The following is a 24,827-nucleotide window of genomic DNA, read 5'->3' on the forward strand; positions in this document are numbered from 1 at the left end:
TTAGATTTTTTATGCTATGGAAGTAAGGAGGAGAGGGCGATTTCAAATGAACACCTGAGTACGACATTATTATCGTGCTCAGGTGTGAAAAAAACTAACCGATCTTTGTATAGAACTTAATGAATGCTTTTAAAAGCCAGGTCGGCCTATTTCGTTATGACAATTTTTTGCCCTTCGAAGATCAGGTTCGGATTTTTAATTCTATCCTTGTTAGCCTCATAAATATTAATGTATTTGCTTGAATCTCCATAATACTCCGCCGCAATCTTGCCAAGTGTATCCCCCGCTTGGACAGTGTAAACTGTTCCATTTTCACTTTTAAGAGCTGGCAGCATTCCATCTCCGGGTAAAACGAGGTTCATACCGGCAATTAGATGATTGTTATTTTTCTTAAGAAGTTCTGCATTGGCATTATATATTTTTGTATGATACCCGTAGCTTCCATAATGGTTTAAAGCAATAGTTCCCAAAGTATCTCCCGCTTGTACTGTATATATGATATTTCCTTGAGATTCTGCTGCAGGTTCCGGAGTGGGAACAGGAGTTGTCTCTGGAGCCGGAGCAGGAGTAGGTTCCGGAGTGGGAACAGGAGTTGTCTCTGGAGCCGGAGCAGGGGTAGGTTCCGGAGTCGGAACAGGAGTTAGCTCTGGAGCCGGAGCAGGGGTAGGTTCCGGAGTGGGAACAGGGGTTGTCTCTGGAGTGGGAACAGGGGTTGTCTCTGGAGTTGGAGCAGGAGTAGGTTCCTGAGTCGGAGCTACGCCATCGGTGACCTTATATACGATTTTTGTAGTATTATCAGCATCACCAAAACTGAATACGTAGTAAGGTTCCATACCCCAAAAGTATTCTGTCAGGATTGCAGATGCAGTTTTATTGGCTTCAATTTCAGTTGCGGCCACTTCCTGACCGTCTATGGTCCACATGAGGCTACCCGAATAGAAGCCATCGGGGTCATAGGCACGTATACTAGCTGACATGGTTTCCTTGGGTGTGAACTTTACTTCAGCATTAGCTTCGACATACACAACCTCGTATTCCTCGGCTGGGCTGGGTTCGAACTGAAGGGTTTTGGTTTCTGCGTCTATTTTACCGGACAAAGAATAGGTATATTTGTCAGCAGGGACGGCCCCCAGAACTGTAGATGGGATTGCTGTGAAGATAAATAGTACGACTAATAGAGTTAAAGAAATTGTTTTGGTAATTTTCAAGATACTAACCTCCATTGTTTTTTTGCATTGGTGCTCAAATACTCCCTCCTTATAACGAATTTTACCCTCCTTACTTAGCCAATAAATAGATTTTATGACTTTAAAATAGAAGGATCATTCAGATGCTATTTTTCACCAAAGCATATAGAGATTATAATATACCGTTTGTAAAAATATCAAGAATATGAATAAAAGAATTTTATTTTTGCATAGTCAATTTTAATGCTTCTAATCTTTAACTAATAATTATGCAATATTTTAAGCCTATTTTGAACTGTATTCACGATTAAAATGTTAGGTGAAGGAAAGGGAACAAAACATAAAAATCAACTTTGCAACACTTTTATTGGGTATTTGCATGTTTTTTAAAACATAGGTTATTGTGATATATAAAAAAACTGATGATTAAGGATGTAAACAAACAATTTTACTGCTATACTGCTATAAGGTAAGCTTAATGCATCTAATGAAATTTTGGAGGGCCATAGAAAAATGAGCGATATAAATTTTACACCTTTTCCGGTGCTGATAACTGAACGTTTAAATTTAAGACAGATTGTAATTGAAGACATGGACGAATTTTTTATACTTAAATCTGATGAGAGATTATTGAAATATTACAATGCAAAGCCTAAGACCTATGAGGAGTCCCGCAGAAAGCTTCTGGTGCTTAACGATGATATAGGTAAGAATGAGTCCATAACATGGGGAATCACTTTTAAAAATGAAAATAAATTAATTGGTTCAATCTGTTTTTGGAATATCTCCAGGAATGAGTCCAAGGCTGAAGTTGGTTATGAATTGATGGTAGATTGGCAGGGAAAAGGGATAATGCAGGAAGCAATTAAAGCCGTAATTAAATACGGCTTTAAAGATATGAGACTTAGTATAATAGAAGCTGTACCTGACCCAGGCAATTCAAAGTCGGTAAAACTCCTGGAAAGAAATAATTTTCTAAAGGGAGAAAGTTTTTATGAGACTGATCCTTCTGACGGGAAGGTTTTGGAGAGATCAATTTATTCATTGACAAATAACTACTTGTAATAAAATTTAGATGCATATGCAAGGATAATGAGGTCAGGTTTATAATACAAATTCCAGCTGTATGTCCAGAGGCTCTCTGTTAAGTATTTCCATATTCACTTCGGATGCCAGTACACACCCAACTGATTTATAAAAACTTTGGGTTTCTTCAGACGGATGGGATGATATGTATATTTTTCTGGCCCCTAATTTTTTTGCTTGATCACAGCACAGGGCGAATAATCTTTTGCCGATGCCATGGCTGCGGTATTCATAGGATACATGGATATATGGAAGTTCAAGATATTCTTTGTTCTTTCCGAAAAAGTTTTTTTCTATATTTGCAAAGCCAATTAGCTCGCAGCATATAAAGGCGCCTGCAGCAATACCGCCTGTCTGGATACATCTTTGAAGAGATTCTATAACCTGATGCTTTTTATTATCATCCCAGTGCTCAATAAAATGATCATCCTTATAGTCATAATGGCCGCTTTCCATATATTTTACCCGGTTTGTAATCTGATAACGGTTGAACTTTCTCAAAGTATCCGGATGTAAATCAGCTATTCTCAACATCTTTATTTCAACAGCACTTTTATCCAATTTATTACCTTCCTTCTAAGCCATACTCATTTAACATGTATAGTCTATCTATAGGTTGATTTCGAATAATTATATTATAATATATATTAATGTAATGTAATCAAGAAAAACACTCCATGAAAAATGCATTCTTCACGGAGTGCCTTTTTGATTACCAAATATACTATAAAAAATTTATTTGATATACTCATTGCCAACCAGAATATCAGCTATAGCTTCTGTCGGGATGATGAATTCCGGTGTGCCCATGTAGCCGGGGGCAACTTCATATTCATCAAATGAAATTACCAGCTTATAATCTCCATTTATATAGAAATTTTGCTCATTTGATATTTTTCTGAAAGGTTCAATATATTCATCATCAATGCCGCCTTCAAACCAATATATAACACCTTCATCCTTTTCCATGCTTTCTTTCATCTGATCTATTATATTTTGGCTTATGATATCTATATAGCTTTCATCCTTAAACAGGCTGGGCAGTGTGATTAAAACCTGGTCCTTTTTATCTATTGTGTCATATTTAAGCTTTTCGGCAGCAGAAGCGGCAATGGTTACAACATAGCGCTGCACTGAAAATAGGACGTCGTTATCGGTCATGACTTTATAACCGGTGTCAATGCCCATTTTTCCCTCACCGTTTTTCTTCAGCTCTTCAATATCCTGCATGAACTGTTCATAAAGCTTTTTATTTTCAGCAAGGTATTTTTCATTTAAACTGCTTTGAAGCTCTTCATTTTCCAAACCTTCTATGGAAGGAACCTTTATATCTGCATGGAAGTTTTTATCCTCTATTTTGTATTCCCTGATTGTAAGCACTTTTATAATGCCGCCTACTACCGGTATTTTTGATAAAGCAGAAGCCATTGCAGAACTGCTGTTTACCCCTATTGTAACTACTAAGAGGACAACAGCTGCACTAAGGGAGGATACTTTTAAAACATAATTACCTCTTTTGACTTTTTTAGCAACTCCATTATCCTCAAAAGCTTTTTTAACAACAAAATCAAGGTTCCCGGGGATGGGTACATTCAGATAATCATTTTTAAGCTTGTTCATGTCTTTATTATTCATTGTTATACCTCCTCGTCTAGGTCAATCATTTCCAGACGCAGTTTTTCTAAGGATTTATACAGATGAGTTTTTACCGTATTGATATTCTCATTTAAAATTTCAGCAATTTCGGATAATTTAAGGTCCTCAAAATATCTTAATATTATGATGCTACGGCAGATATCCGGCAGAGTGTCAATGGCTATACTAAGGTCAATGTTCTCATAAGTATCGGTTATACCGCTGTCAAGGTACGTAATTACATCTTCACCCACAACTTTCAGCCTTTTTTGTTTTCTTAAAAAGTCCAGCGAAGTGTTCACTACAATTCTGTAGAACCAGGTTCTTATGTAAGAGGGTTCTTTTAAGGTATTTATTGTCGAAATTGCTTTATATATGGATTCCTGTACTATATCCATTGCATCATCAATATTTTTTACATGGCTGTATGCCAGCCTATAATATTTTTCCCTGTATTCAATGACATGCTCTGCCAATTGGTTTTTTAAACTGATTAAATTCATTTCACCGGCCGCTCCTTTAAGATACGTATCTTGTTGTTCAACATTTGTTAGACGGCTGTGCCCTGCAAAAAGTTTTAGTTATCCAGCACATTATAAATTTTTAACAGGAAATATACAATAGGAATGACATCCTATCTTCAGTTAAAGTTGTTAACTGCCGCACATGGGTCTATAATAATGTTTAAGGAGGCGATGCATTTATGGGTATATTAAGAGATGTATTCGGGCCAAGCAGAGAAGAAATTTGGACAAAGTTAAGTGAAGAAATTGGAGCGGATTATGTAAATGGCGGGTTTTGGAAAGGTGATAAGGTAGTTGCCAAGGTTGGAGATTGGACCATTATATTAGATACCTATACAGTTTCTACGGGAAAATCCTCCGTTACTTATACCAGGATGAGAGCTCCTTATGTAAATAAAGACGGCTTCAGATTCAAAATATATCGCAAGGGAATTTTCAGCGATTTAGGCAAGCTTTTCGGCATGCAGGATGTAGAGGTTGGTTATGAAGGCTTTGACAGGGATTTTATTATACAGGGAACGGACACAGAAAAATTAAAGGAATTGTTTGCAAATCAAAAGATTCGCGAATTAATAGAGTATCAGCCAGGAATACATTTAGAGGTTAAGGATGATGAAGGCTGGTTCGGTTCCCAGTTTCCCGAGGGAGTGGATGAACTGTGCTTTCAGGTTACAGGAGTTATTAAGGAAGTAGAAGTTTTAAAAATGTTATATTTCTTATTTGCAGTAGTATTAAATCAGTTATGCTTGATGGGTTCTGCTTATGAGGATGATCCGGAGATTGAGTTAAAATAAAAGCAGGGAGGTTTTATACCCCCCTTTAGTTTATCTTTTTAATATTACATCGTCAATTATCCCATATGCTTTTGCTTCGTCGGCAGTCATATAGAAATCCCTCTCAACATCGGCTTGGATTTTATCCAAAGGCTGACCTGTTCTTTCGCTGTATATTTTATTTAACTTATCTTTTGTCCTTAAAAGATGCTCAGCGTGTATCTTGATATCCGTAGCCTGACCCTGCAATCCTCCAATAAGCGGCTGATGTATAAGTATCTCGCTGTTGGGAAGAGCAAAGCGTTTTCCCTTTGTGCCTGCTGCCAGCAAGAAGGAACCCATGCTTGCTGCCAGGCCTATGCAAATGGTAGAAACATCGCATTTGATATACTGCATTGTATCATAGATGGCAAAACCTGATGAAATGGAACCCCCCGGACTGTTAATATAAAAATGAATGTCTTTATCAGGGTCGGTTGCTTCCAGGTATAACAATTGGGCAACTACTAAGCTTGCGGTTACGTCGTTTACCGTATCACTTAATATTATTATCCTGTCATTTAAAAGACGGGAATATATATCGTAGGAACGTTCTCCACGATTGGTTTGTTCAACTACTATTGGTACTAATGACATATAATCAACTCCTTGTATCATTAATTTGAATTGTAACAGTATATTTTTATGCAGCCATTGAAACTATGGTTTCAACAGGTGTATTTTTAACAGAGTGCTTTTGGAGAACATGAACATTTTCATTTATCATGTTTCTATATTTTCTGGGACTCAAACCGAAAACCCTCTTAAAAGCTCTTGAGAATGACTCTTCGGAGCTAAACTGGTATTTGAAAGCTATATCAGTAATCTTTTCATCTGTTCTTAACAAATCATTTGATGCCTCATTAAGCCTTCTTTGCCTTATATATTCCATAACAGGAGCTCCGGTAACATTTCGGAAGAGCTTGTGGAAATAGAATTCCGAAAAGTAGGACTGTTTGGCTATATCACTCAGTTTCAATTTCTCACATAGGTTATTTTCTATAAAATTAATTGATTTTTGAATTTTGGTTGCATACTCCATGATATACCCTCCTTTAGTTGGAGACATTTCACCGAAGGAGAAGTGTCGCCTTTCATTATTCATATTTATAGATATTATATACAATTAATAATCAAAAAACCTGACATTCTTTGCTCAACTTAGAGGTATTTGGCATTCAGTATAATTTAAGTATATATATCAATATAATTTAAGTCAAAAAATTATTAAATAATTAATAAAATCAATATTTTAATGGTTATATAAATATAGATTTAAATAAAAAGAAACTATGAAGAAATATTTAAAAAAAAGAGGAAACACGATGATTTACGTCGAATAGACGCTACATATGAGGAGGTAATTTATCCATGAGCATATTGTCAAATCTAAAAATCAGAACAAAACTAACTATTCTAACCATCTTTATGGCCATTGGAATTACAGCGGTAGGAGCTGTAGGATACTATTACACAAATATGGACAGACAAAATACGGCAGAAATATACAATGAATATCTTCTTCCAATCCAATTTATCAACGAAATCAGTAAACAATCAAGTGCTATGGAAGCCGATTTAATTGAGCTTATAATGAATGATAGTTTATCAGAACAAAATGCTATCACTAACGATATAGAAAATCGGAAAAACTTGATTAACGAAAGCCTTGCAGCCTATGAAAGAAGCACCATTGATGAAAATGAAGCTGCGAATTTGGAGCTTCTTAAAAATAGTTTGAACGCATGGGTCAATGTTATTGACCGATGTATCACACTTATTAAAGGCGGAAACATAGATGAAGCTTATTCATTGTTTAAATCCACAGGGAAAGGTGCGCTGGATGAATTTAACGATGCCATTCTTGAGCTTTCAAATTATAACTCCGGTATATTTATGAGCAAGTATAAGAATACGGATGAAGACAGTAAAGTAGGTATGCTTATTCTCATCATAATAGCATCTGTAGTATTGCTTGCTCTGGTATTCGGTTATTTTATTGCTCAATCCATTACCAAGCCTATCCACGGTATAAATACTATAATAAAAAGGTTGTCGGATTTTAATCTTACCTATGACCCCAGCTCCAAAATAATAATGAACAGTAAGGACGAGACGGGTGCGATGTCTCAAAATATGTACGAGATGGGTAAATCCTTAAGAAAAATGGCAAAGCGCTTGATAACTGTTTCAGGGAATCTAACAGACCGTTCTAAGGAATTGGCCGTTGCAGCTGATGAGAATACTAAATCTATTGGGCAGGTAGTTGTCACTATTAATGAAATTGCCGAAGGAAACAGCAAGCAGGCCGAAATGGTCAATAAGACCAGCGACACCATACTTCAGGTGGTAAAAACCATAGACGAGGTAAACTCTGCAACAGCCGAAAATACGCAAAGCGCGGATAAATCCCTTGAAATAATCCAGCTGGGGCAGAAAGCCGTGGCACATACAATAGAAAAAAGCAATGAAAATCAAGCAATATCAAAAGAAGTAGGGACATCCGTCGGAGAGCTGGGTGAAATGATTTCAAAAGTTGTAAGCATTGTGGATGTCATAACATCTATAGCCGAGCAAACAAACCTTCTTGCATTGAATGCAGCCATTGAGGCGGCAAGGGCGGGAGAAGCAGGAAGAGGATTCGCCGTGGTTTCCGATGAAATAAGAAAGCTTGCCGAGAGCTCTTCTGATGCAGCTAAAGAGATAATTGAAATAATAAATGCCACCACAAACAAAAGCAAATATACCGTGGATAAGATGGCACAGGTAAGAACCATAGTGGATGCACAAACCAAGGCCATTTACGAAACCAAGGATGCTTTTGAAAAAATCAGGATGGCAGTTGAAGACATAGTAAAACGCACCAGAGAATCCGCCTATATGCTTGAAAATGTAAATAAAGTTTCAAATGAAATAGCAGTTCAAACCCAGGACATGGCTGCTGTTTCACAGCAATCTGCAGCCAGTGCCCAGGAGATTTCAGCTTCCAGTGAACAGCAATTGGCATCAATTGAAATGATATCCCAATTTGCAGAAGACTTAAAAACAATGGCACAGGAGTTGTCCGTTGAGACAAGTAAGTTTCAGCTTTAGAAATAAGCCGGGAGGCTTTCCCGGCTTTAAACTTAACTTTTTCTTACTTCCAGCATCAGCTTTATATATAAAGGGAGTATTTTTATGGAACCCTTTGTGATTCTTATAAGAGTCATAAATCCAAAGCGATTTATCATGTATGAGGCGCTGTTTAAACGGAGGTTTACGAATAGAATAAACTTAAGAATCTCGAAATAATACCTGCTTAATGAAATTTTGGAAGGCTTTATGGAAACCTTGCTAAAGCTCCACATTTCATAATCCTCAATCCTTAAAAGAAGGCGGTCTTTGTATTTTTGGTACATGGGAAGATTGGGAAAAGGAGTCAAGGGACAAAAGGTGGTTATTTCAGGCTTTAGTTTTTTTACAAAGCTCCTGAAATTCTTAAAGTCTTTTGTATCCCAATCAGGGTGGAGCATAAAGGATGCCCAGCAGTCAATTTTTGCTTCCTTTAAGATTTTGCTGGCTTTATAGTTGTCTTCCACTGTGGATTTCTTTTTATAATCTGCAAGCTCCTTTTCACTGAAGGTTTCATATCCCACCAATACTGCTTTAAGGCCGCATTTTCCCAACCTCTTTATGGTTTCTGGGTGAGATATTATGCTTTTTACGCTGCCGTAGCAAATGAAATTCTTTACTATATTGTTTTGCTCAATTAAATCGCAGAATTTCTCCAGCCTGTCCCGGTTATTGAGAAAATTGTTATCATAAAACATTATGCTGTCTTCCTGAATGTCCTTTATCTGATTCATAACGCATTCAAGGTCTATATCATTTTCTTTTGCACCCTCAATCCTCCACCTTAGGCAAAAGTCGCAGTTGCTGCTGCAGCCTAAAGAAGTCTGCATAATTGCGCAGGGTTTGTATCCAAGGTAGCTGTAATGTTGCCTGTATTTTTGCGTTGATAGCCTGTTTGGGATGATATATTCATTTCTTCCGAATACATTGGTGGATCTATATTGGTTTACTTTGCTGTGGATTCCGTCAATTAAATGCAGTTCTTTTTTAGATTCTAAAGCATCAAAGAGTAAATTTAAATTGTCCCTTGTGGTGTATTTAAATACATGGTCTATGTTAATGTCATAAAAAGAGGAGAGATTTAAAAATGCCTGAGTACCTCCTGCAATGACTATGATGCCGGAATTTATTTCTTTTACTTTACACGCAATGCTTTTAACCATGTTTACATCAATGCACAGAGAAGTAATGCCCACAACATGGGGTTTAAAGGTTTCCAGTTCCTTTTCAAGCGTGTTTTCTATCATCATATCCAGTATCTTGATTTCATGTCTGTCCATTAAGACCGCATACACCATTTCAAGGCCAATGGGTTCACAGAACATGAACTCACCTAAGGTTACCGCCTGCTTAACCCTGGGAGGGCGTACCAACAGTATTTTCATAGGGCACCTCTTGTTTTATATAATATTTGGAGTAATTTTGTTTTTTATCTGAGACCTGTAAAATAAATTAACGCCCAGATAAAAAAGGAAATTCAACGGCCTTTTAAAAAAATTGCCGTGAAAAATCGTCCTGTTCAATATGCTTTTAATTGAAAATACTTTGTTATAGAGCTTCCAGTAGCTTTGGGTAAGCTCATCGGGAGACATATTTCTTGGTTGATGAACTGCTTCCGTGCCGTTATATGAATAAATATCATGGTTTATAATTCTATTTTGTTCCTTCATCTTGCTGAAAAATTCCGTGCCGGGTATGGGGGTCAAAATATAAAATCTGGGCACAACAATTTTATTATCTTCAATGAATTTGGCAGTTGCCATTATGGATTCAACGGTATCCCCTTCTGCACCCACTACCATCTCTGTGGATACATCAATCCCCGCCTTTCTGATATTCTCCAATAGCTTTCCGTATTCTTCAACCTTTGCCCAGGCCTTGTTCATGCTGTTTAAGCTCTCCTGAGATATGCTCTCTATTCCAAAGCTTAAGGCAATGCAGCCGCTGTCTCTTACAATCTCTAATATCTCACCGTCTCTGCCTATCTCAACAGAACATTGGGACAGCCAGGACATATCAAGCTTTTTGATTTCTGTACACAGCTTTTTTAAATAGTCTTTGTCAGAAAGTATATTATCGTCCAGAAGGAGAAATTTTTTAAAACCCAACTCTTTTACTCTTTTTATATCTCTTATTACGTTTTCTATTGGGCTTCTGTAATATTTAGTCTTATAAAGGCAGTAGACCGAGCAAAAGCTGCATACATTGGGACAGCCTCTTCCTGCCTGTACCGGCAGAAAGTCACCGATATTTTTATTTAAAAGCAATTCATATTTTGGGGTAGGGCAATTTAACTCTGTCAATTCCTTTTGATAAAAGGGCTTGAGATTATTATCTTCAATGTCTTTTAAAACCTCATGCCATACGCCTTCGGCATCTCCTATGACGATGCTGTCGCAGCACTTTTTTGCTTCTTCAGGCATAAGGCTAACCATATAACCTCCCAAAAGCACAGTTTTGCCTCTTTTTTTAAATTTTTTTGCAATATCCATGCTCCTTATAACGGCATGTCCCATACTACCGATGGCAATTACATCTGCATCCGTTTTATAAGGAACATCCTCAATTGTTTCAAGGCAAACTTCAACTTCCCAATCGGGAGGAGTCAATGCGGCAAGAAGAGGAAAGGCAAGGCCTACAAAATAAAGCTTTTTCTTCTTTATAAGGTTTTTATTCATGTCATATGGTGTAGGCTGTATAAAGAGTATTTTTTTATTCATAGCTTTCACCTGATTTCCTTTTGCAGTGATTTTTTAATGTATTGCATCGTAATGCTGCTTGTTCCCAGTGATAATTTAAAGCATTCCTTTATGCCATACTTTTTTATCATCTTTAAAATATTTACCGGGTTCATGGTTATTTTATAATATATTTTAAGTATATTAAAATAATAGCTTCTTATATCCATTTTAACCGGCTTGACCACAGTATGAGCCAAATCCCATTTTTCAAACTGGTCCCTGCTTATTATAAGCGTGTCTTTGTAATCATCATAAAGTTCAGTGCCAGGAAGTGGAGTAAAGGGCTGAAGGTTTATGAATTTTATATTAAGCTTTTTGATCCATATATAAAGATTACTGAAATCTTTTTTTTCATAATCTATGCCTATTATAAAGGTGCCATAGCATTCTATATTATATTTATTCAATATGGAAACGGCAGTTTCATTTATTTCAACTGAGCTTTTTTTGTTGTATTTTAATAATTCCTCTTCCCGGCCCGATTCCAAGCCAACTATTACTGCCCTCAGCCCCGAGGCTTGAAATCTCTTGATTACGTCCTCATTTTTGGCAATAAAGTCTGCCCGACCATAAATTAAATACTTCTTTTTAATATTCTGTTCATCTAATGCATTGCAAAATTCAAGGAGCCTGTCTCTGTCCACCAGAAAATCATCATCAACTATATAAATTTCATCCTCCGGTATGTTTTTTAATTCATCTATGATGTCTTTTATATTCCTGAAAAAATATTTTCCGTCAGTTATCTTCCTGCAAAAGCAAAAGCTGCAGTTATATGGGCACCCAAAAGATGTCTTCATAAGGGCGCAGGGGTTGTGGAACATGTAATAATATTTGTCCCTATATTTTTTAACAAGGCTTCTGTCAGGATGAGGGTATGCAAATGTAGTTTCTTTTATTGGCGATAAATTGTTTCCCCAGATGCCTTCAATATTTTCCGTAGATAAATTATTTTGAAGGGCGCTTATTATTTGCCCAAAGGTTTTAATGCCGTTTGCTTTTATAATATAGTCAATAAAAGGAGAGTCAAAATCCTCCGGAACCACTTCAGCATGGACTCCGCCTACAACAACACTGCAATTCTTAATTTGCTTTATCTCCCGAGCGTACTCCTTAACTATGTTTACATGGGCAATGTACGCCGTCAATCCCACAACATCAGGGTTAAATTTTTCTATATAAAAGGAGATAGGCTTTTTCTCAAGTATCATGTCCAAGATTTCAACTTCATGACCGTAACTTTTAATATATGTGCCTAAATATTCAAGCTCTAGGGGCTCGCAAATCATTACCTTTTGAAGCCCTATGGTTTCCTTATGGGGCTTTGGCCTTATGAGAAGTATCTTCACATTCAATCACCTTCCTTTAAAAAGAGAAAAAGGCAGATTGCAGGCATGAAGGCCTTTTCTTTTATTGAAACAATATCGATGCTTTTAAATTTACCCCTTATGAGGTTTAAAACTTCGTCTATCGACGGATAAGCTGCCTTGCTGGTAGTGAGCTTTACAAAAAACATGGCAAGGCTGTCGTAGAAGCTGTTAACCGAAGCCTGGGCTAAAATAAAGTATCCATTTTTTTTAAGAAGCCTGTGGAATTTTTCAATTGCCTTTGCCTTATCCTGGTAATAGGGAAAGGAGTGAGTACAGATGATAATATCAAATTCTCCCTCATTATATTCAAAGTTTTCGATGCTGCTTGTTATATAACTGGATGTTTTATCTTTATTTTTACAAATATCAATCATACGGTTGGAGATATCAACTCCAGTACATTCTATGTCATAATCCTTAAATTTTGTTTTTATTTCTCTTATGAGCTGGCCGGTGCCGCAGCCCATATCAAGCAGCTTAATCTTCTTTCCTTTATCCAGAACAGAAGACAGGGTACTTATAACGGCTTTTCTTGTGGGAGTGAGTGAATACTTCTGCACCCACAGGCCGTCATATTTATTTGCCCAGTAGTCCCAAATTTTTGTTGTGTTGAACATCAGCTTTACCTAGTTTTAAGACCTTTCTTGAATTTATGGGTGTATTCCTTTAAAAAGTTTTTTACATATGGAATGTGAAGCTTTATAAATTCCATATAAAAGGATGTTTTGCTCATATTCTGTGGTTTTATATGAAGATGCAAAAAATCAAATTTGCTTAAATTATTGTCCTTTATCTCACTTTTATATTGCTCATAGGTTTCAGTTCCCGGAAGGGGTGTAAAAATAGATACCGTATAGATTTTTAACCCTGATTCTTCAATCCATTTTCTTAAATTCCAAAAATCCTTCCTCGTATAATCAATGCCTGCAATAAAAAGGCCGGTGCAGTCAATGCCGTTTATCTGTAACAGTCTTACACATTCACGGTTTATTTCTTTGTCCGTGCCCTTGTTAAAATTATCTAAGTTTTTATCCTCAACTGCCTCCAGGCCAACAATGACCATGACAATTCCTGCTTTTTTCATCAAGGGCAGCAGGTCACTGTTATTTACAATGAAATCCGCCCGGGAATAGACTATGAAGCTTTTTGTGATTGCCTGACTTTTTATTTCATGGGCAAAGTTTATAAGTCTTTGCCTGTCAAAAAGAAATACGTCATCTGTTATCCATATTGTATGGCAGTTTATAACTTTTATTTCTTCTATGATTTTATCCAAATCCATGGATATAAATGTCCCGTTATTAAGCTTTTTGCAGTAACAGAAATTGCATTTATAGGGGCATGAATAGGAGGTTTTCATAGTTGCCACAGGTTTATAATTCAAATAATGAAACATATCCTTATTCTTGAAAAAGTGAGACCTGTCCGGTATGGGCAGCTCATTAACATTAAAAATGCATTGTTCATTCTTAATAAAACTGCCGGATAATTTGTAGCAAATTCCCGGCATATCTTTATAAAAATCGGGGCTAAAACCGCATGACAAAAGGTCTTTAAAAGGCTTGAAGCCGCCTGAATGGACGATGATATCAATATGGGGGCAATAAAAATATTCCGGCACAACTTCTGCCACTACTCCCCCCACAATAACCTTTGCATTTGGGTTTCTGCTCTTTATATATTTTGCGTAATTCTTTATCTTATCAACGCTGTTTATATATCCGGATATTGCTACGGCATCATAAGAAAAATTACTATATTTATCCTCAAATTTTATTTTTTCAATGCTGCCGTCATATATTTCATATTGTGCCTGGAGTTCTGTGCAAATTGCCGCCAGGTATTCAAGCTCCAAGGGCTCAACGTTTACGAACTCAAGCACCCCCATTCCTTTAAGGTTTTTGGGGCGTACCAGTAAAATCTTCAACTTCATCACACCTTTAATACCTTAAGTCTTATGTCCTTCAGCTTATAACAAAACAGATCCTGCAATAAAGATACGGCCTTATTAAGAAAGGGGTTGGAGTGGTGAATATACATATACTTATATTCCCTGAAAGCTCCCAGCCTGCATTTTATCTCCTCGGCAGTCTGGCCGAAATTTATATGAGTGCAGTTGTTTTCTATGGCAAGCCTTACTATATATAAAAGCATGTTTATATACAAATCGTACTCTTTGTTTAAAGCATAATCCATACCGCCAAATAAGAATACCATTTCCCGGCCGACTATTTTATATTGTATAAAAGCCACGGGGGTATTCGATAGGCTAAATTCCATAATATTTTCCCCTGCGTTTTTAAAAAACTCAAAAGATAACTTCTCTAATTTAAATTGGGATTTATCATAAACCTGCTCATATAAACTATAGTGTTCAAAATTAAAATCGCTGCTGTTTAAAGCCTTTATGGAAATGGCGTCGAGTTTTTTAAAAGCCTTCTTATATCTGTAACGGTAATGGCTTCGAAGCTTACTTAAATATTCGTCAAAACTGTCCCATTTTACATCCATAATACAGGCAGGCAATGTGTGTCCCTTTGCAAAGCCTTTTAAATCGAGGGAGCTTTCTGCATTGAGTATTATTTTGGCGCCCTTTATGCTTTTTATATAATCACCTATTTCATCGGTATCCTTTGAACTTAAGCTGTAGCCTTTCTCGCATACCGAGCAGGGGATACCTATAATGGTTATGGGTATGTTAAGTTTTAATTTGCTGTAGGTGAATATATTCATGTTCAATTCATAATACACCAGTATACTGGAAATTTCGCCCTTGTCCAGAATGACATAAGTCTGCTTGCAGGGGTTGTATTCATGAAGATGAATAAGATAGTCCTTTTTTAAAGCGTAATTGTCTTTGGCAGCTGTATCCCAGGTATCGGGCAGTTGTTTTGGATTATTATAGATTTCTATCATATTATCTCCTTGGGACTTATCTCAAATGCCACAAAATGCTTGTATTCTTCCTCGGCCCATTTTGCTCCGAGACTTTTGGACCTGTAGTTGTCCTCCAGTATCCAGCTGGTTTCATAGGAGGAGAATCTACCCTTTGTTTTGTTGTATAATTCATTAAACAATCCTAAAATAACACCGCTTTTTTGATATTGGGGGATGACGGCGATTTCGACAATCTTAAACTTATCAATTCTTTTGGAGAAGAGCTTGTTTTTTATAAAAGTATCCACTCCTATGGTTTTTCCCCTATCCAAAAGCTCGTTGAAATCGGGATACCACAGCAAAAATCCTATTGTAGTATTATTATGCTCTGCGAAGAGTAAATTCTCTCCCTTTATAAAATATTTCAATTCGGAGAAAAGCTCATAATCCTCCTGGTATTCCCTCAAGAAATAAAAGGGGTGTTCCATGAAACATTGATTATTCAAATCGGTATATACCTTCATTTCACTTTTGAATTTACTGAAATTTGCTTCTCTGTAGTTAAACTTCTTGGTGATTCTATTTAGTATATCTTTTTCTCTTTCAAAATTTACATTTTCCATATCCCCTTTAAAGGACACCAGATTGAAGCGCTTTGGGGAGTATTTTGAAAAGTATTCCGGATAATAGGGCGGATTGAAATTGCTTCCGAAGCTTAAGCCATCCTGGAATTTATCGTATAAAAATCCTAAACCATAATTGACGTGACCATTTAAGCCAACAGTTATGGCATGTAAATTTTTTTCAGCGCATAATTCCTTTGCTCTTTTCATTATCAAGTCAACGGCATCCTGACAGTCAGCCAGTGCTTCAAAAAAAGCAATCTGCAGCACATCAGGATAATTCTTTGAGATAATATAAATGCATGCTGCCAATACAGAAGAGCCTTCTTTTACCAGAATAGGAGTTATCTCCGAATTCATACAGAATGCACCTTTTTTATATAAAAAACTTTTTAGAATGGGCGAAGAACAATCCTTATATTCCGGGAACTTACTATAAATACTTTTTACAAAATCCATATATATCTTACGTTCGCCCTTGCTGCAAACTGATAATATCATATATAGCACCTCATAATGATTCCATAGATTAATTATAACAGATTTCACGGGATTGAGTTAGTTTATCGAAATTTGGCACGCTATAGTAAAATTTTCATAATTCTTAAGATGATATTATTTATAAGGAAGAAGGCAATTAAAAAAGGCTCAAACAATGAGCCCTATATAAGTAAATTTTATTTCAGCATATTTTGCAGTGCCTTTGAGAGCTGATCAGGACATGAGGTGCTTTTTCTTCCGCACTTTATTCCCTTTAATTTTTCTATAACATCCTCAACCTTCATTCCTTCAATCAGCTTTGATATCCCCTGAAGGTTTCCGTCACAGCCCGATTTGAATTCCACTCTCCTTACTATACCGTCCGAAACATCTATATCTATTTTTTCAGCACATACTCCCTGCATTTTATATTCAAGTTTCATAGCCGACACCTCCAGTGAAAATTTAATATGTTGCTACCTAAGGGATTACCCCTTTCTATCGATGATATTTATTCTAAGAAATTTTACTGTTAGTGTCAAGTCATGGAAGTATTTTATCTCTACTCTAAAGAACGCCAGCTTTATTTAAATTATCGATGGCAGTCTTAAGATTTTGAATCCTGATTTCCTGGACTCCTATAATTTTATTTAAAGATTCCCTGGATTCTTCAATATTTTTTGCATCGGCTCCTCCAGGTGGATTTAAATATATATTACATCAAAATCGACCCCTCTTTTTCAATAATACGATATAGTATAATATTTATAAGGCGAAATATGTAAAATTATTGTTTTTTTTGTTAATATGAGAAGGATATGACAAATTTGTATTGAATATAAATCAATACCTGCAATGAATCAGATTATAAGTATAAAAATGACTATTTATATATGTAACAAAGGGGATGAAATTATGTTCAAAAAATCTAAGAGTCCTTGTAACGAAGCGCTATGCATCATGGATTATGTGGACAAGAAATTAAACGGACAGGATGTGCAATATCCCAAGGTTGATTATCACATTCACGTTACAATGCTCAATTATTTTGAAAAATTACTTGCCAATGAAAAGCAGATGTCCGATGTGGCAAAGAGGATGTTAGGTATTACTGCATCTTTAAGCAGTTTTGATATCAATATGTCTCATATAGCTTACAGGCTTCTTGATTTTACCAGGGAAATGTCTACTGTCAGCGAATCAAACCTGGCAATAGTGCAGCAAACCACGGCCAGTATGAATCAGGTTAATGAAACAATAGGTTCGACATCGGATACATTGGAGCAATTATCATCTTCTTCTGAAGTATTGGTAGAAAGAAACAACGCCAGTCTTTCACAAGTCAGAGAGATAAATACTCTTAAAGATGATGTTATGAATGATGCCAGGATTATGAGGGACCAGATTGAACAGCTGGTAGAGACGGCGGAAAGGGTTAATGAAATAGTAAATGCAGTAAAATCCATAGCTGACCAGACCAATCTTTTGGCTTTGAACGCTTCCATTGAGGCTGCCAGAGCAGGAGAAAACGGCCGGGGATTTGCAGTAGTTGCCCAGGAAATCAGAAAGTTGGCGGATGATACAAAGAAGAGCTTGGAAGGAATGAACACCTTCATGAGCAATATTCACCAGGCAGCCGGAGAGGGCAAAAAGAGCATGGAAAGGACCATGAATTCCACTGAGGAAATGAGCCAGAAGCTAGATGTTGTAACTGATACTATAGAAGAAAATGTTAATATGTTAAAGACTACCATAGAAGATATCAAACTTATAAATAAATCAACAGAAAGCATTAAAATAGCTGCTGGGGAAATAAATGAGGCTATGGAATCCTCTACAATGGATGCAGAAAAGCTGAGTGCCATGACACAGATTATAAGTGCGGATGCTAATCAAAGCGCGGATTATGCAAAGCAAATCTCTCAAATAGACGATGAGATGTCCGATATGGTGAAAGATATGATGAATGCTCTTCAAGGGAGCAAAAATGCGATAACTAACCAAGAATTAATTCAAAATCTTAAAAATGCAAAGGATGCCCATGTAGCATGGGTAAAGAACCTCAAGAGGATTGTCGATGAAATGAGAGTATATCCTATACAGATTAACGGCACAAAATGTGCTTTCGGACATTTTTACCATTCGCTTAATGTTACCCATCCTTCAATTGAAGCCGACTGGAAGGCAATTGATGAAATTCACGACAAGCTTCATGAATTAGGCGGCAATGCTATAGAAGCCGTGAATGCCAAAAATTCATCTCAGGCACAGCAGGATTATTTAGAAGCACAGGAATTATCAAAAAATGTTATAATGTATCTTGATAAAATAATCGCCGAGGCGGAAACCCAAACCCAAAAGGGAGTTAGTTTATTGGGTAAGTAAGTTAACCAAAAGCTTTTGATATGCTCCCCTTATGATAAACAGTTAAAATAAAAAACTGTTAACCATAAGAGGAGTATATTTTTATGGCTGATTGTTTTTTTTATGGGCTTCTATCATTTGATGCATTTTATGAACTATATAAGGCGCATCCAAAGGCTCAGCATTCATCTCGATAAAGCATATTTTTTTATTTTGATGCTGTTCTGTTTCTTCTAATGCTTCATCGAACTCCTTGTTTGTAGATACATTTTTAAAAAAGACATCACCTTTAAAGGCCTTTAAAAGGCCGGCATAATCCCATTCAGGTATATTGTTATATTGTGATTCCTGGGGTGTGTTTAAGTAAGCCTCAATAGTGTAGAAATTGTTATTCAGTAAAAAAACAATAATTTTGCAGCCGTATTGTACAATCGAGCTCATTGCCTGGACGGTAAATTGAAATGAGCCGTCTCCGGTAAACAAAAGTATACGCCGGTTTTTAGCTGCCAGGGCTGCTCCTAAAGCGGCAGGAGTGGCGTAACCTATGCTTCCCCAAGCCGGCTGGAATATAAATTGAACTCCTTTTGGCAGCCTTAACAAAGATAAACCAGGCGAAAAGGTTCCGGCGTCAGAAATCACTATATCATTTTCCTTTAAAAACTGCTGGAACTTGGGATAATAGTATTTTGCCGATATGTTTTCATACATGCCGACTTCAATTTCATCATAGGGAAAACTTGTGTCTTGAAGCACATCATATTTTTTATAAGCAATTTTAGCTATTTCGCTAAGCATATCGGCCATCAGAATATTTTCATATACCGCCATGCCTATTTTTGTAAATTCCGGCTGGATTTCTATTGTGACGGCCGGGTTTATGTTTGCCGTAAAAGAGCCTGTATTATTATCCGTCCACATAGTTCCTATTGCAAAAATCAAATCTGCACTTTCAATTATAGCTTTAGCATCCTGGTTTCCCAAGTCACCTGCATATAGGCCCACATAATTTTTATGGCTTTCATCAATGGAGCCCTTGCCCATCATCATAGTGGACACTGGCATATTCATTTTTTCAATTATCTCTATTATCTGAGCTTGCAAATTATGCCTTGCTACTAGGGCCCCGGAAAGAAGTACCGGCTTTTGTGAGGCATCCACCATTTGCTTTATTTTGTTGACGGCTTCATTAAGTGATTCTTTATTGCTGTGGTTTTGAGGCAAAGGAATGTTTCTTGGGACAGTTATTTGTTCAACGATGTCCAGGGCAAAAACCAGGTAAACTGGTTTTTTCATGTTTTTTGCAATTTCAATAGCCCTTGGTATTTCGATTTCCGCATTTTCGGCAGTGATTGCCGCCGTATATGCCGTGACACTTTCATAGATTTTACGAAAAACATCATAATTTCCGTCAAGCAGCGTATGGTGCATCAGCTTGTGCTCATTTTGCAGCATGGTTTTTGGAGCCCCGACTATGTGAATCACAGCCACCTGCTCCGAATATGAACCTGCCACAGCATTAATAGCACTAAGCTCTCCTACTCCAAAGGTAGTTATCAATGCACCCATGCCCTTTATTCTGCTGTAACCGTCAGCAGCATAGCCTGCATTTAATTCATTGCGGCAGTTTATAAATTTTATTGTTTCGTTTCTTTCCAGAATATCTAAAAGCGGGAAATTATAATCTCCCGGAACGCCGAAAATTTCCGTTATATCTTCATTGAACAAGCAATCAAACAAGTATTCTCCAACAGTCTTATCAGACAACTTTTTCGCCTTCCTTTAAGTCTATTTGATAAGATTATTCTAACCACAATGCCTTCAGGATATAACATATATATGTTTTCTATTTTTTGCTCACATACAGGATGTTGGCATAAATTTCGGCGATGACGTGGTAGAGGTGCTCGGGTATCTCCGAGTTTAAAGGAAGGCTGCAAAGAATTTCGGATGTGTGCTCATCCTTTACGGATGGTATGTTGTATTCTCTGGCAATCTCCATTATTTTTTCAGCTACATAGCCTCTGCCTGAAGCTACAACCGTGGGAATCATGTCATTTCCCGGCTGGTATTTCAAGGCAGCGGCAGTTTTTAATTTTCTCATATATTCCTCCTAAGCTGGCGACACGATTTGTGTCTCCTTTCATAAGTTAGTTGGGGCTGTCGCATTTGAAACAACGTAAATGAGTATTTGTAAGAGTTCTCTGCAAGTTCTTGGTGGCTCTGCCGCAGAAAATACTTAGAATTTTAGATTGTTTGAACGAAGTGAGTTATCAAAATTCTTGTATTTTCAAGGCAGGGAACCTTAGAACTTGCAGAACTCGAGCATAGCGAATGCAGTGTTTCAAATGCGACAGCCCCCGCCTTAATAAGTTGGTGACATTCCTTTAGGAGTGTCGCCTTTCATTAAACCTTTGCATCAATTGAAGAATAAGGCTTTGAATATTTAAAGGCTAAATCTAATAAGCTGATGCTCTTTTTAAGTTCATGTATGTTTACGGATGTTATCTGTATTCCAATTGAACTGAGCCTGTCTAAAAGAAGCTTTCTGCTCTCTTCAAAGAGAGTTACAAATTCCTTTTTGCAATATAAATCTATGAAGGTTTGCATTCCCTTGCTTGTGATGATGCCTTCAACAGCTCCCAAGTGAGGGTTGTCAACATATAGGCGAATGGTAATAAGGCCTTCCTTTTCCTCGCTGTGACTGTCCTTTTCTATCCAGATTTCACCTGGGTATAGCTGTCCTTCAAAAAAGAGGGGTATAGGTATATAAAAAAGAGGAAAAGGATGATTTATCTGTACTGACAGTCCTTTTATAATATCAGTCATTGCTCTTATGTACTGTTTTGAATTTGTGTCATCGGATTTAACTTCTCTTAAAAGTACTTCCAGCTGCTCCACTAAATTTCTTATATGCTTTGAATCAAAATCTCTAAGATAATCTATAAGCTTTTCAGGGGTGATGAAAATATTTTGCAGCCTTTGAAAAAATATCGGTTTTTCATTAACTTCATTTGTTTTACTGGATTCAAAGGTATAAATGAGGTTTTTCAATCCTCTTCCTACCATTCCTGCCGACTTTTCAAGAACCTCGGCATTTTCCGGAGTGTTTTTAAGCCCCAGGCGTGATAATATTTCCGCAGCTATTCTTTCCTTTTCAGCTGGGGTCAGCATACCTTCAGTGGATACCTCCACCAGCTTTAATATGATGGTGCTGCCGGTGTTTTCTGTAATTTCAAAAACTAAATTATGATTGACAGGTAAGTATACGCTGCCTTCTATAAATGCTTTTATGCTATTGCCATTTTGTAATAGTATATTTATTTCCTTGCCTTCAATGGAGGTTACTTTGCCTTCTAAGAATTGTCCCTTTTCAATTTGAGGAAGCTTTAATGAATTCTTCATAAGAGCATTAATCAATATTTGGCTGCTCTTTGACCCGGTAAATATATTCATAGCTTCCCTCCTAAAATATTTATTCAGTTTTTATATCGTACTAAATTCGGCTTTTTTAATAAGCAAAATTCCAAGACAGCTTATTTTTTATATGCAAGCTTTCCGCCTACAAAGGTCATTAAAACCTCCGCATCCTTTATTTCATCAAGATTCATGGTGAATATATCTCTGCTTAGCACAACAAAATCCCCAAGCTTGCCGGGCGTTATGCTGCCCTTTATATTCTCTTCAAAGGAAGCATATGCGGCACCTATTGTATATCCGTACACTGCCTGTTCAACAGATAAACTTTGCTCTTTAAACCATCCGTCTTCAGGGTAGCCTTTTAAATCCTTTCTGGTTACGGCACAGTAAATTCCATGGAGTACATTAAAGGGTTCTACCGGGCAGTCAGAGCCGCAAGCAATATTTACACCCATATCAAACAATGTTCTGAAATTATATGAAGTTTTTGCCTTTTCATATCCTACTCTGGATTCTGCCATGTGAAGGTCATATTTAATAAATATAGGCTGGATGAGGGCAACAACATCCAAGCTTTTAAACTTGTTAAGCAAGGTTTTATCGGTTATCTGACAGTGAACGATTGCATGCCTGTGATCTTCCCTTGAATTTTCATTCAGCGCTTTTTCAATGCTTTCAAAGGCCATGTACATGGAGGCGTCACCGATGGAATGTATGGCAATCTGCATGCTTTTATCGTGTGCTGACACCACAAGCTCATCAAGCTCAGCTTGGCTGTATACAGGAATTCCTTTTGTTGATGGGTCGTCTTTATAGCTCTCTGTTAAATACGCAGTCCTTGCACCAAGAGAGCCGTCTGCTAAAAGCTTTAAAGGCCCTATTCTATAAAATTCAGTGCCCATCCCCGTTCTATATCCTTCGTTCAAAAAGCTTTTTAAAATATTAATATCAGGAAGCAGGCACTGCTGATTTATTCTCAAGGGTAGTTCTCCTGCCCTGGATAATTCCTTATATGCATTAATTATTTTTGTATAATCCCCGGAAGGAAGCATGCCAAAATCATCCGTTTGTATAGAGGTTATTCCTTCCTTCAATGCCACCTCCGCGGCTTTCTTAATGAGATTTTTAATTGTATCTTTATCAAGCTCGGGTATTTTGTTATATATAAGTGAGAGCGCGTTTTCTCTGAAAATACCCAGAGGCTCGCCATTTTCATCAAGGTCAAAATGTCCTCCATCAACCTGACTTGTATCCTTTGTAATACCTGCGGTCTCCAAGGCCTTGCTGTTTACCACTGAAACATGGGTACACGCTCTTGCGATACAAATGGGATATTCCGTTGAAATCCTGTCCAAGTCATATCTTGTAGGAAAGCGGCCCTCTGCAAAATAATCATGATTCCAGCCTTGTCCATGAATCCATTGACCTGCTTTAAAAACACCGGATTCCAAATAATCCTTCATTTTATGTATAAGGCCTTCAATAGATTCTGTGCCTGACAAGTCACAGGTGTAAAGGTTAGCGCCGTAACTTAACAAGTGCATATGGCTGTCGTTGAAACCGGGCAGCACCAGCTTTCCTTCTAGGTCAATAATCCTTGTATCGGCACACTTCAAATTAATAATTTCTTTGTTGTTTCCAATCTTAACAATTTTTCCTCCATCCACAGCAACAGCCTGTACACATGGATTGGAGTCATCCATGGTAACTATTTTTCCGTTAATGAGTATCAAATCCATCAATATCCCGCCTTATATTTAAATATGGTCAAATATATATTATTCAAAATAGGTGTTTTGTACAATTGATTATAAACCGTTCAAAAGTTATACAGAGTAAAATAATTATAATTCACACAGGTTTTTTTTACAACCTGTCCCGTTTATGTCTATCTTAACCATTATTACTATTCTTATGTTGACATATATTATATTGAAATGTAATGTGATGGTGAAGTTAAATAATTCAGTACAATATAAAAAGGGGGAATGCCACAATGCAGTTAATTACTGTAATAACAACAAATGATGTTGCCCTTATAGCTTTAATCAAATCTGTTTTGGAAGGTGAAGGTATCGATTATTTTATTAAAGGCGAGAGTTTGCTAACCTTAGGAAGTATATTAATACCTGCGGAAATTCAGGTGGATAAAGAAGATTACGAAGAAGTCAAAGAATTACTGAAGGGTTTTATGTAAATATGTGAACCTATAAGCATTTAACAGGATTAGCTTTGTGTTTGTAAAGGCTCTTAAGCCTATATGTAAATAATTGACATTATAATTAAATATTGGTACAATCCTATTGAATGCTTTAATTTTTTTAAAAGGAAGGTGTGCAAATTGATAATCATTGGTGAAAAAGTCAACGGTACCATACCCAGCGTTAAAAATGCCATTGAGCAGAAAAATGAGGCTTTTATCCGGGATTTGGCTGTAAGGCAGGCAGATGCCGGAGCCAATTTTATAGATGTATGCGCCAGCACTGCACCGGACATAGAAGTTGAGACTTTAAAATGGCTTATGGACATAGTTCAAAATGCGGTAGACAAGCCTGTTTGCATAGACAGCCCCAACCCAAGGGTAATTGAAGCGGTATTTA

The 24,827-nt window shown here is 36.9% G+C and carries 23 protein-coding genes and 1 pseudogene; 6 read left to right on the forward strand and 18 right to left on the reverse strand.

From position 1 onward, the window contains the following. Positions 1-146: 146 nt before the first annotated feature. Positions 147-1,208: a LysM peptidoglycan-binding domain-containing protein gene (locus OXPF_RS09385; RefSeq protein ID WP_201779696.1), complete on the reverse strand. Its 1,062-nt coding sequence runs from the start codon at positions 1,206-1,208 to the stop codon at positions 147-149. A 492-nt stretch (positions 1,209-1,700) separates the two neighbouring features. Here OXPF_RS09385 and OXPF_RS09390 point away from each other — a divergent pair, with 492 nt between their 5' ends. Next, on the forward strand, positions 1,701-2,252 hold the full coding sequence (locus OXPF_RS09390; RefSeq protein WP_054874935.1) for a GNAT family N-acetyltransferase: 552 nt from the start codon (positions 1,701-1,703) through the stop codon (positions 2,250-2,252). Between the two features lie 39 nt (positions 2,253-2,291). Here OXPF_RS09390 and OXPF_RS09395 read toward each other — a convergent pair whose 3' ends face one another. The 3 genes from OXPF_RS09395 to OXPF_RS09405 form a co-directional block, all read right to left on the reverse strand. Next, the gene (locus tag OXPF_RS09395; RefSeq protein ID WP_242854372.1) at positions 2,292-2,834 is read right to left on the reverse strand and encodes a GNAT family N-acetyltransferase; all 543 of its coding nucleotides are present in this window, start codon (positions 2,832-2,834) and stop codon (positions 2,292-2,294) included. Positions 2,835-3,008: 174 nt separating this feature from the next. Next, entirely contained in the window at positions 3,009-3,908 is a 900-nt protein-coding gene (rsiV, locus tag OXPF_RS09400; RefSeq protein WP_054874936.1) for an anti-sigma-V factor RsiV, read from the reverse strand. A gap of 2 nt (positions 3,909-3,910) precedes the next feature. Continuing rightward, the gene (locus OXPF_RS09405; RefSeq protein WP_054874937.1) at positions 3,911-4,411 is read right to left on the reverse strand and encodes an RNA polymerase sigma factor; all 501 of its coding nucleotides are present in this window, start codon (positions 4,409-4,411) and stop codon (positions 3,911-3,913) included. Positions 4,412-4,611: 200 nt separating this feature from the next. Between OXPF_RS09405 and OXPF_RS09410 the strand changes: the two genes are divergently transcribed. Then, positions 4,612-5,226 (forward strand): hypothetical protein, encoded by a 615-nt coding sequence (locus tag OXPF_RS09410; RefSeq protein WP_054874938.1) that lies wholly within the window; start codon positions 4,612-4,614, stop codon positions 5,224-5,226. A 30-nt stretch (positions 5,227-5,256) separates the two neighbouring features. Here OXPF_RS09410 and clpP read toward each other — a convergent pair whose 3' ends face one another. Together clpP and OXPF_RS09420 are read right to left on the reverse strand one after the other, a co-directional pair. Further along, on the reverse strand, positions 5,257-5,841 hold the full coding sequence (gene clpP / locus OXPF_RS09415; protein WP_054874939.1) for an ATP-dependent Clp endopeptidase proteolytic subunit ClpP: 585 nt from the start codon (positions 5,839-5,841) through the stop codon (positions 5,257-5,259). A gap of 46 nt (positions 5,842-5,887) precedes the next feature. Beyond that, on the reverse strand, positions 5,888-6,286 hold the full coding sequence (locus OXPF_RS09420; protein WP_054874940.1) for a helix-turn-helix transcriptional regulator: 399 nt from the start codon (positions 6,284-6,286) through the stop codon (positions 5,888-5,890). Positions 6,287-6,615: 329 nt separating this feature from the next. On the opposite strand from OXPF_RS09420, the gene OXPF_RS09425 reads away from it, so the two are divergent. Continuing rightward, entirely contained in the window at positions 6,616-8,337 is a 1,722-nt protein-coding gene (locus tag OXPF_RS09425; protein WP_054874941.1) for a methyl-accepting chemotaxis protein, read from the forward strand. Between the two features lie 32 nt (positions 8,338-8,369). Here OXPF_RS09425 and OXPF_RS09430 read toward each other — a convergent pair whose 3' ends face one another. The 8 genes from OXPF_RS09430 to OXPF_RS09465 form a co-directional block, all read right to left on the reverse strand. Then, complete coding sequence (locus OXPF_RS09430) at positions 8,370-9,740, reverse strand: B12-binding domain-containing radical SAM protein (RefSeq protein ID WP_054874942.1); 1,371 nt, start codon at positions 9,738-9,740, stop codon at positions 8,370-8,372. A gap of 15 nt (positions 9,741-9,755) precedes the next feature. Then, complete coding sequence (locus tag OXPF_RS09435) at positions 9,756-11,075, reverse strand: B12-binding domain-containing radical SAM protein (protein WP_054874978.1); 1,320 nt, start codon at positions 11,073-11,075, stop codon at positions 9,756-9,758. A 5-nt stretch (positions 11,076-11,080) separates the two neighbouring features. After that, entirely contained in the window at positions 11,081-12,445 is a 1,365-nt protein-coding gene (locus OXPF_RS09440; protein ID WP_054874943.1) for a B12-binding domain-containing radical SAM protein, read from the reverse strand. Between the two features lie 2 nt (positions 12,446-12,447). Then, positions 12,448-13,083: a class I SAM-dependent DNA methyltransferase gene (locus tag OXPF_RS09445; protein ID WP_054874944.1), complete on the reverse strand. Its 636-nt coding sequence runs from the start codon at positions 13,081-13,083 to the stop codon at positions 12,448-12,450. A 5-nt stretch (positions 13,084-13,088) separates the two neighbouring features. Continuing rightward, positions 13,089-14,393 (reverse strand): B12-binding domain-containing radical SAM protein, encoded by a 1,305-nt coding sequence (locus tag OXPF_RS09450; RefSeq protein WP_054874945.1) that lies wholly within the window; start codon positions 14,391-14,393, stop codon positions 13,089-13,091. A gap of 5 nt (positions 14,394-14,398) precedes the next feature. Then, the gene (locus OXPF_RS09455; protein ID WP_054874946.1) at positions 14,399-15,382 is read right to left on the reverse strand and encodes a GNAT family N-acetyltransferase; all 984 of its coding nucleotides are present in this window, start codon (positions 15,380-15,382) and stop codon (positions 14,399-14,401) included. Further along, positions 15,379-16,326 (reverse strand): N-acetyltransferase, encoded by a 948-nt coding sequence (locus tag OXPF_RS09460; protein WP_160317190.1) that lies wholly within the window; start codon positions 16,324-16,326, stop codon positions 15,379-15,381. The genes OXPF_RS09455 and OXPF_RS09460 overlap by 4 nt, the downstream gene beginning before the upstream one ends. 317 nt (positions 16,327-16,643) lie before the next feature. Beyond that, positions 16,644-16,889 carry a TIGR03905 family TSCPD domain-containing protein gene (locus OXPF_RS09465; protein WP_054874948.1) on the reverse strand — a complete coding sequence of 82 codons (246 nt, stop codon included), beginning with the start codon at positions 16,887-16,889 and terminating at the stop codon, positions 16,644-16,646. A gap of 472 nt (positions 16,890-17,361) precedes the next feature. On the opposite strand from OXPF_RS09465, the gene OXPF_RS09470 reads away from it, so the two are divergent. Beyond that, positions 17,362-18,831: a methyl-accepting chemotaxis protein gene (locus tag OXPF_RS09470; protein ID WP_054874949.1), complete on the forward strand. Its 1,470-nt coding sequence runs from the start codon at positions 17,362-17,364 to the stop codon at positions 18,829-18,831. An 81-nt stretch (positions 18,832-18,912) separates the two neighbouring features. Here OXPF_RS09470 and OXPF_RS09475 read toward each other — a convergent pair whose 3' ends face one another. The 4 genes from OXPF_RS09475 to OXPF_RS09490 all read right to left on the reverse strand — a co-directional run bounded on the left by OXPF_RS09475 (position 18,913) and on the right by OXPF_RS09490 (position 23,966). Continuing rightward, complete coding sequence (locus OXPF_RS09475; protein WP_054874950.1) at positions 18,913-20,574, reverse strand: alpha-keto acid decarboxylase family protein; 1,662 nt, start codon at positions 20,572-20,574, stop codon at positions 18,913-18,915. A gap of 79 nt (positions 20,575-20,653) precedes the next feature. Continuing rightward, entirely contained in the window at positions 20,654-20,911 is a 258-nt protein-coding gene (locus OXPF_RS09480; protein ID WP_054874951.1) for an EscU/YscU/HrcU family type III secretion system export apparatus switch protein, read from the reverse strand. 302 nt (positions 20,912-21,213) lie between these two features. Then, positions 21,214-22,263 carry a hypothetical protein gene (locus OXPF_RS09485; RefSeq protein ID WP_054874952.1) on the reverse strand — a complete coding sequence of 350 codons (1,050 nt, stop codon included), beginning with the start codon at positions 22,261-22,263 and terminating at the stop codon, positions 21,214-21,216. Between the two features lie 80 nt (positions 22,264-22,343). Beyond that, on the reverse strand, positions 22,344-23,966 hold the full coding sequence (locus OXPF_RS09490; protein WP_054874953.1) for an amidohydrolase: 1,623 nt from the start codon (positions 23,964-23,966) through the stop codon (positions 22,344-22,346). A 257-nt stretch (positions 23,967-24,223) separates the two neighbouring features. Between OXPF_RS09490 and OXPF_RS09495 the strand changes: the two genes are divergently transcribed. Both OXPF_RS09495 and OXPF_RS09500 read left to right on the forward strand, forming a co-directional pair. Beyond that, positions 24,224-24,424, forward strand: a complete 201-nt coding sequence (locus OXPF_RS09495; protein ID WP_054874954.1) for a putative signal transducing protein — start codon at positions 24,224-24,226, stop codon at positions 24,422-24,424. 144 nt (positions 24,425-24,568) lie between these two features. Next, positions 24,569-24,827 (forward strand): annotated as a pseudogene (locus OXPF_RS09500) (methyltetrahydrofolate cobalamin methyltransferase); the annotation flags it as partial.

This window comes from Oxobacter pfennigii (assembly GCF_001317355.1).
In the GTDB taxonomy this organism is placed as follows: Bacteria; Bacillota; Clostridia; order Clostridiales; family Oxobacteraceae; genus Oxobacter; species Oxobacter pfennigii.

What these genes read in the sequence shown, in the direction of transcription:
- OXPF_RS09390 (WP_054874935.1), top strand. Translation starts at nt 1,701, where the DNA reads ATGAGCGATATAAATTTTACACCTTTTCCGGTGCTGATAACTGAACGT.
- rsiV (WP_054874936.1), bottom strand. Translation starts at nt 3,908, where the DNA reads ATGAATAATAAAGACATGAACAAGCTTAAAAATGATTATCTGAATGTA.
- OXPF_RS09405 (WP_054874937.1), bottom strand. Translation starts at nt 4,411, where the DNA reads ATGAATTTAATCAGTTTAAAAAACCAATTGGCAGAGCATGTCATTGAA.
- OXPF_RS09410 (WP_054874938.1), top strand. Translation starts at nt 4,612, where the DNA reads ATGGGTATATTAAGAGATGTATTCGGGCCAAGCAGAGAAGAAATTTGG.
- clpP (WP_054874939.1), bottom strand. Translation starts at nt 5,841, where the DNA reads ATGTCATTAGTACCAATAGTAGTTGAACAAACCAATCGTGGAGAACGT.
- OXPF_RS09420 (WP_054874940.1), bottom strand. Translation starts at nt 6,286, where the DNA reads ATGGAGTATGCAACCAAAATTCAAAAATCAATTAATTTTATAGAAAAT.
- OXPF_RS09425 (WP_054874941.1), top strand. Translation starts at nt 6,616, where the DNA reads ATGAGCATATTGTCAAATCTAAAAATCAGAACAAAACTAACTATTCTA.
- OXPF_RS09430 (WP_054874942.1), bottom strand. Translation starts at nt 9,740, where the DNA reads ATGAAAATACTGTTGGTACGCCCTCCCAGGGTTAAGCAGGCGGTAACC.
- OXPF_RS09435 (WP_054874978.1), bottom strand. Translation starts at nt 11,075, where the DNA reads ATGAATAAAAAAATACTCTTTATACAGCCTACACCATATGACATGAAT.
- OXPF_RS09445 (WP_054874944.1), bottom strand. Translation starts at nt 13,083, where the DNA reads ATGTTCAACACAACAAAAATTTGGGACTACTGGGCAAATAAATATGAC.
- OXPF_RS09455 (WP_054874946.1), bottom strand. Translation starts at nt 15,382, where the DNA reads ATGATAGAAATCTATAATAATCCAAAACAACTGCCCGATACCTGGGAT.
- OXPF_RS09460 (WP_160317190.1), bottom strand. Translation starts at nt 16,326, where the DNA reads ATGAATTCGGAGATAACTCCTATTCTGGTAAAAGAAGGCTCTTCTGTA.
- OXPF_RS09465 (WP_054874948.1), bottom strand. Translation starts at nt 16,889, where the DNA reads ATGAAACTTGAATATAAAATGCAGGGAGTATGTGCTGAAAAAATAGAT.
- OXPF_RS09470 (WP_054874949.1), top strand. Translation starts at nt 17,362, where the DNA reads ATGTTCAAAAAATCTAAGAGTCCTTGTAACGAAGCGCTATGCATCATG.
- OXPF_RS09480 (WP_054874951.1), bottom strand. Translation starts at nt 20,911, where the DNA reads ATGAGAAAATTAAAAACTGCCGCTGCCTTGAAATACCAGCCGGGAAAT.
- OXPF_RS09485 (WP_054874952.1), bottom strand. Translation starts at nt 22,263, where the DNA reads ATGAATATATTTACCGGGTCAAAGAGCAGCCAAATATTGATTAATGCT.
- OXPF_RS09490 (WP_054874953.1), bottom strand. Translation starts at nt 23,966, where the DNA reads ATGGATTTGATACTCATTAACGGAAAAATAGTTACCATGGATGACTCC.
- OXPF_RS09495 (WP_054874954.1), top strand. Translation starts at nt 24,224, where the DNA reads ATGCAGTTAATTACTGTAATAACAACAAATGATGTTGCCCTTATAGCT.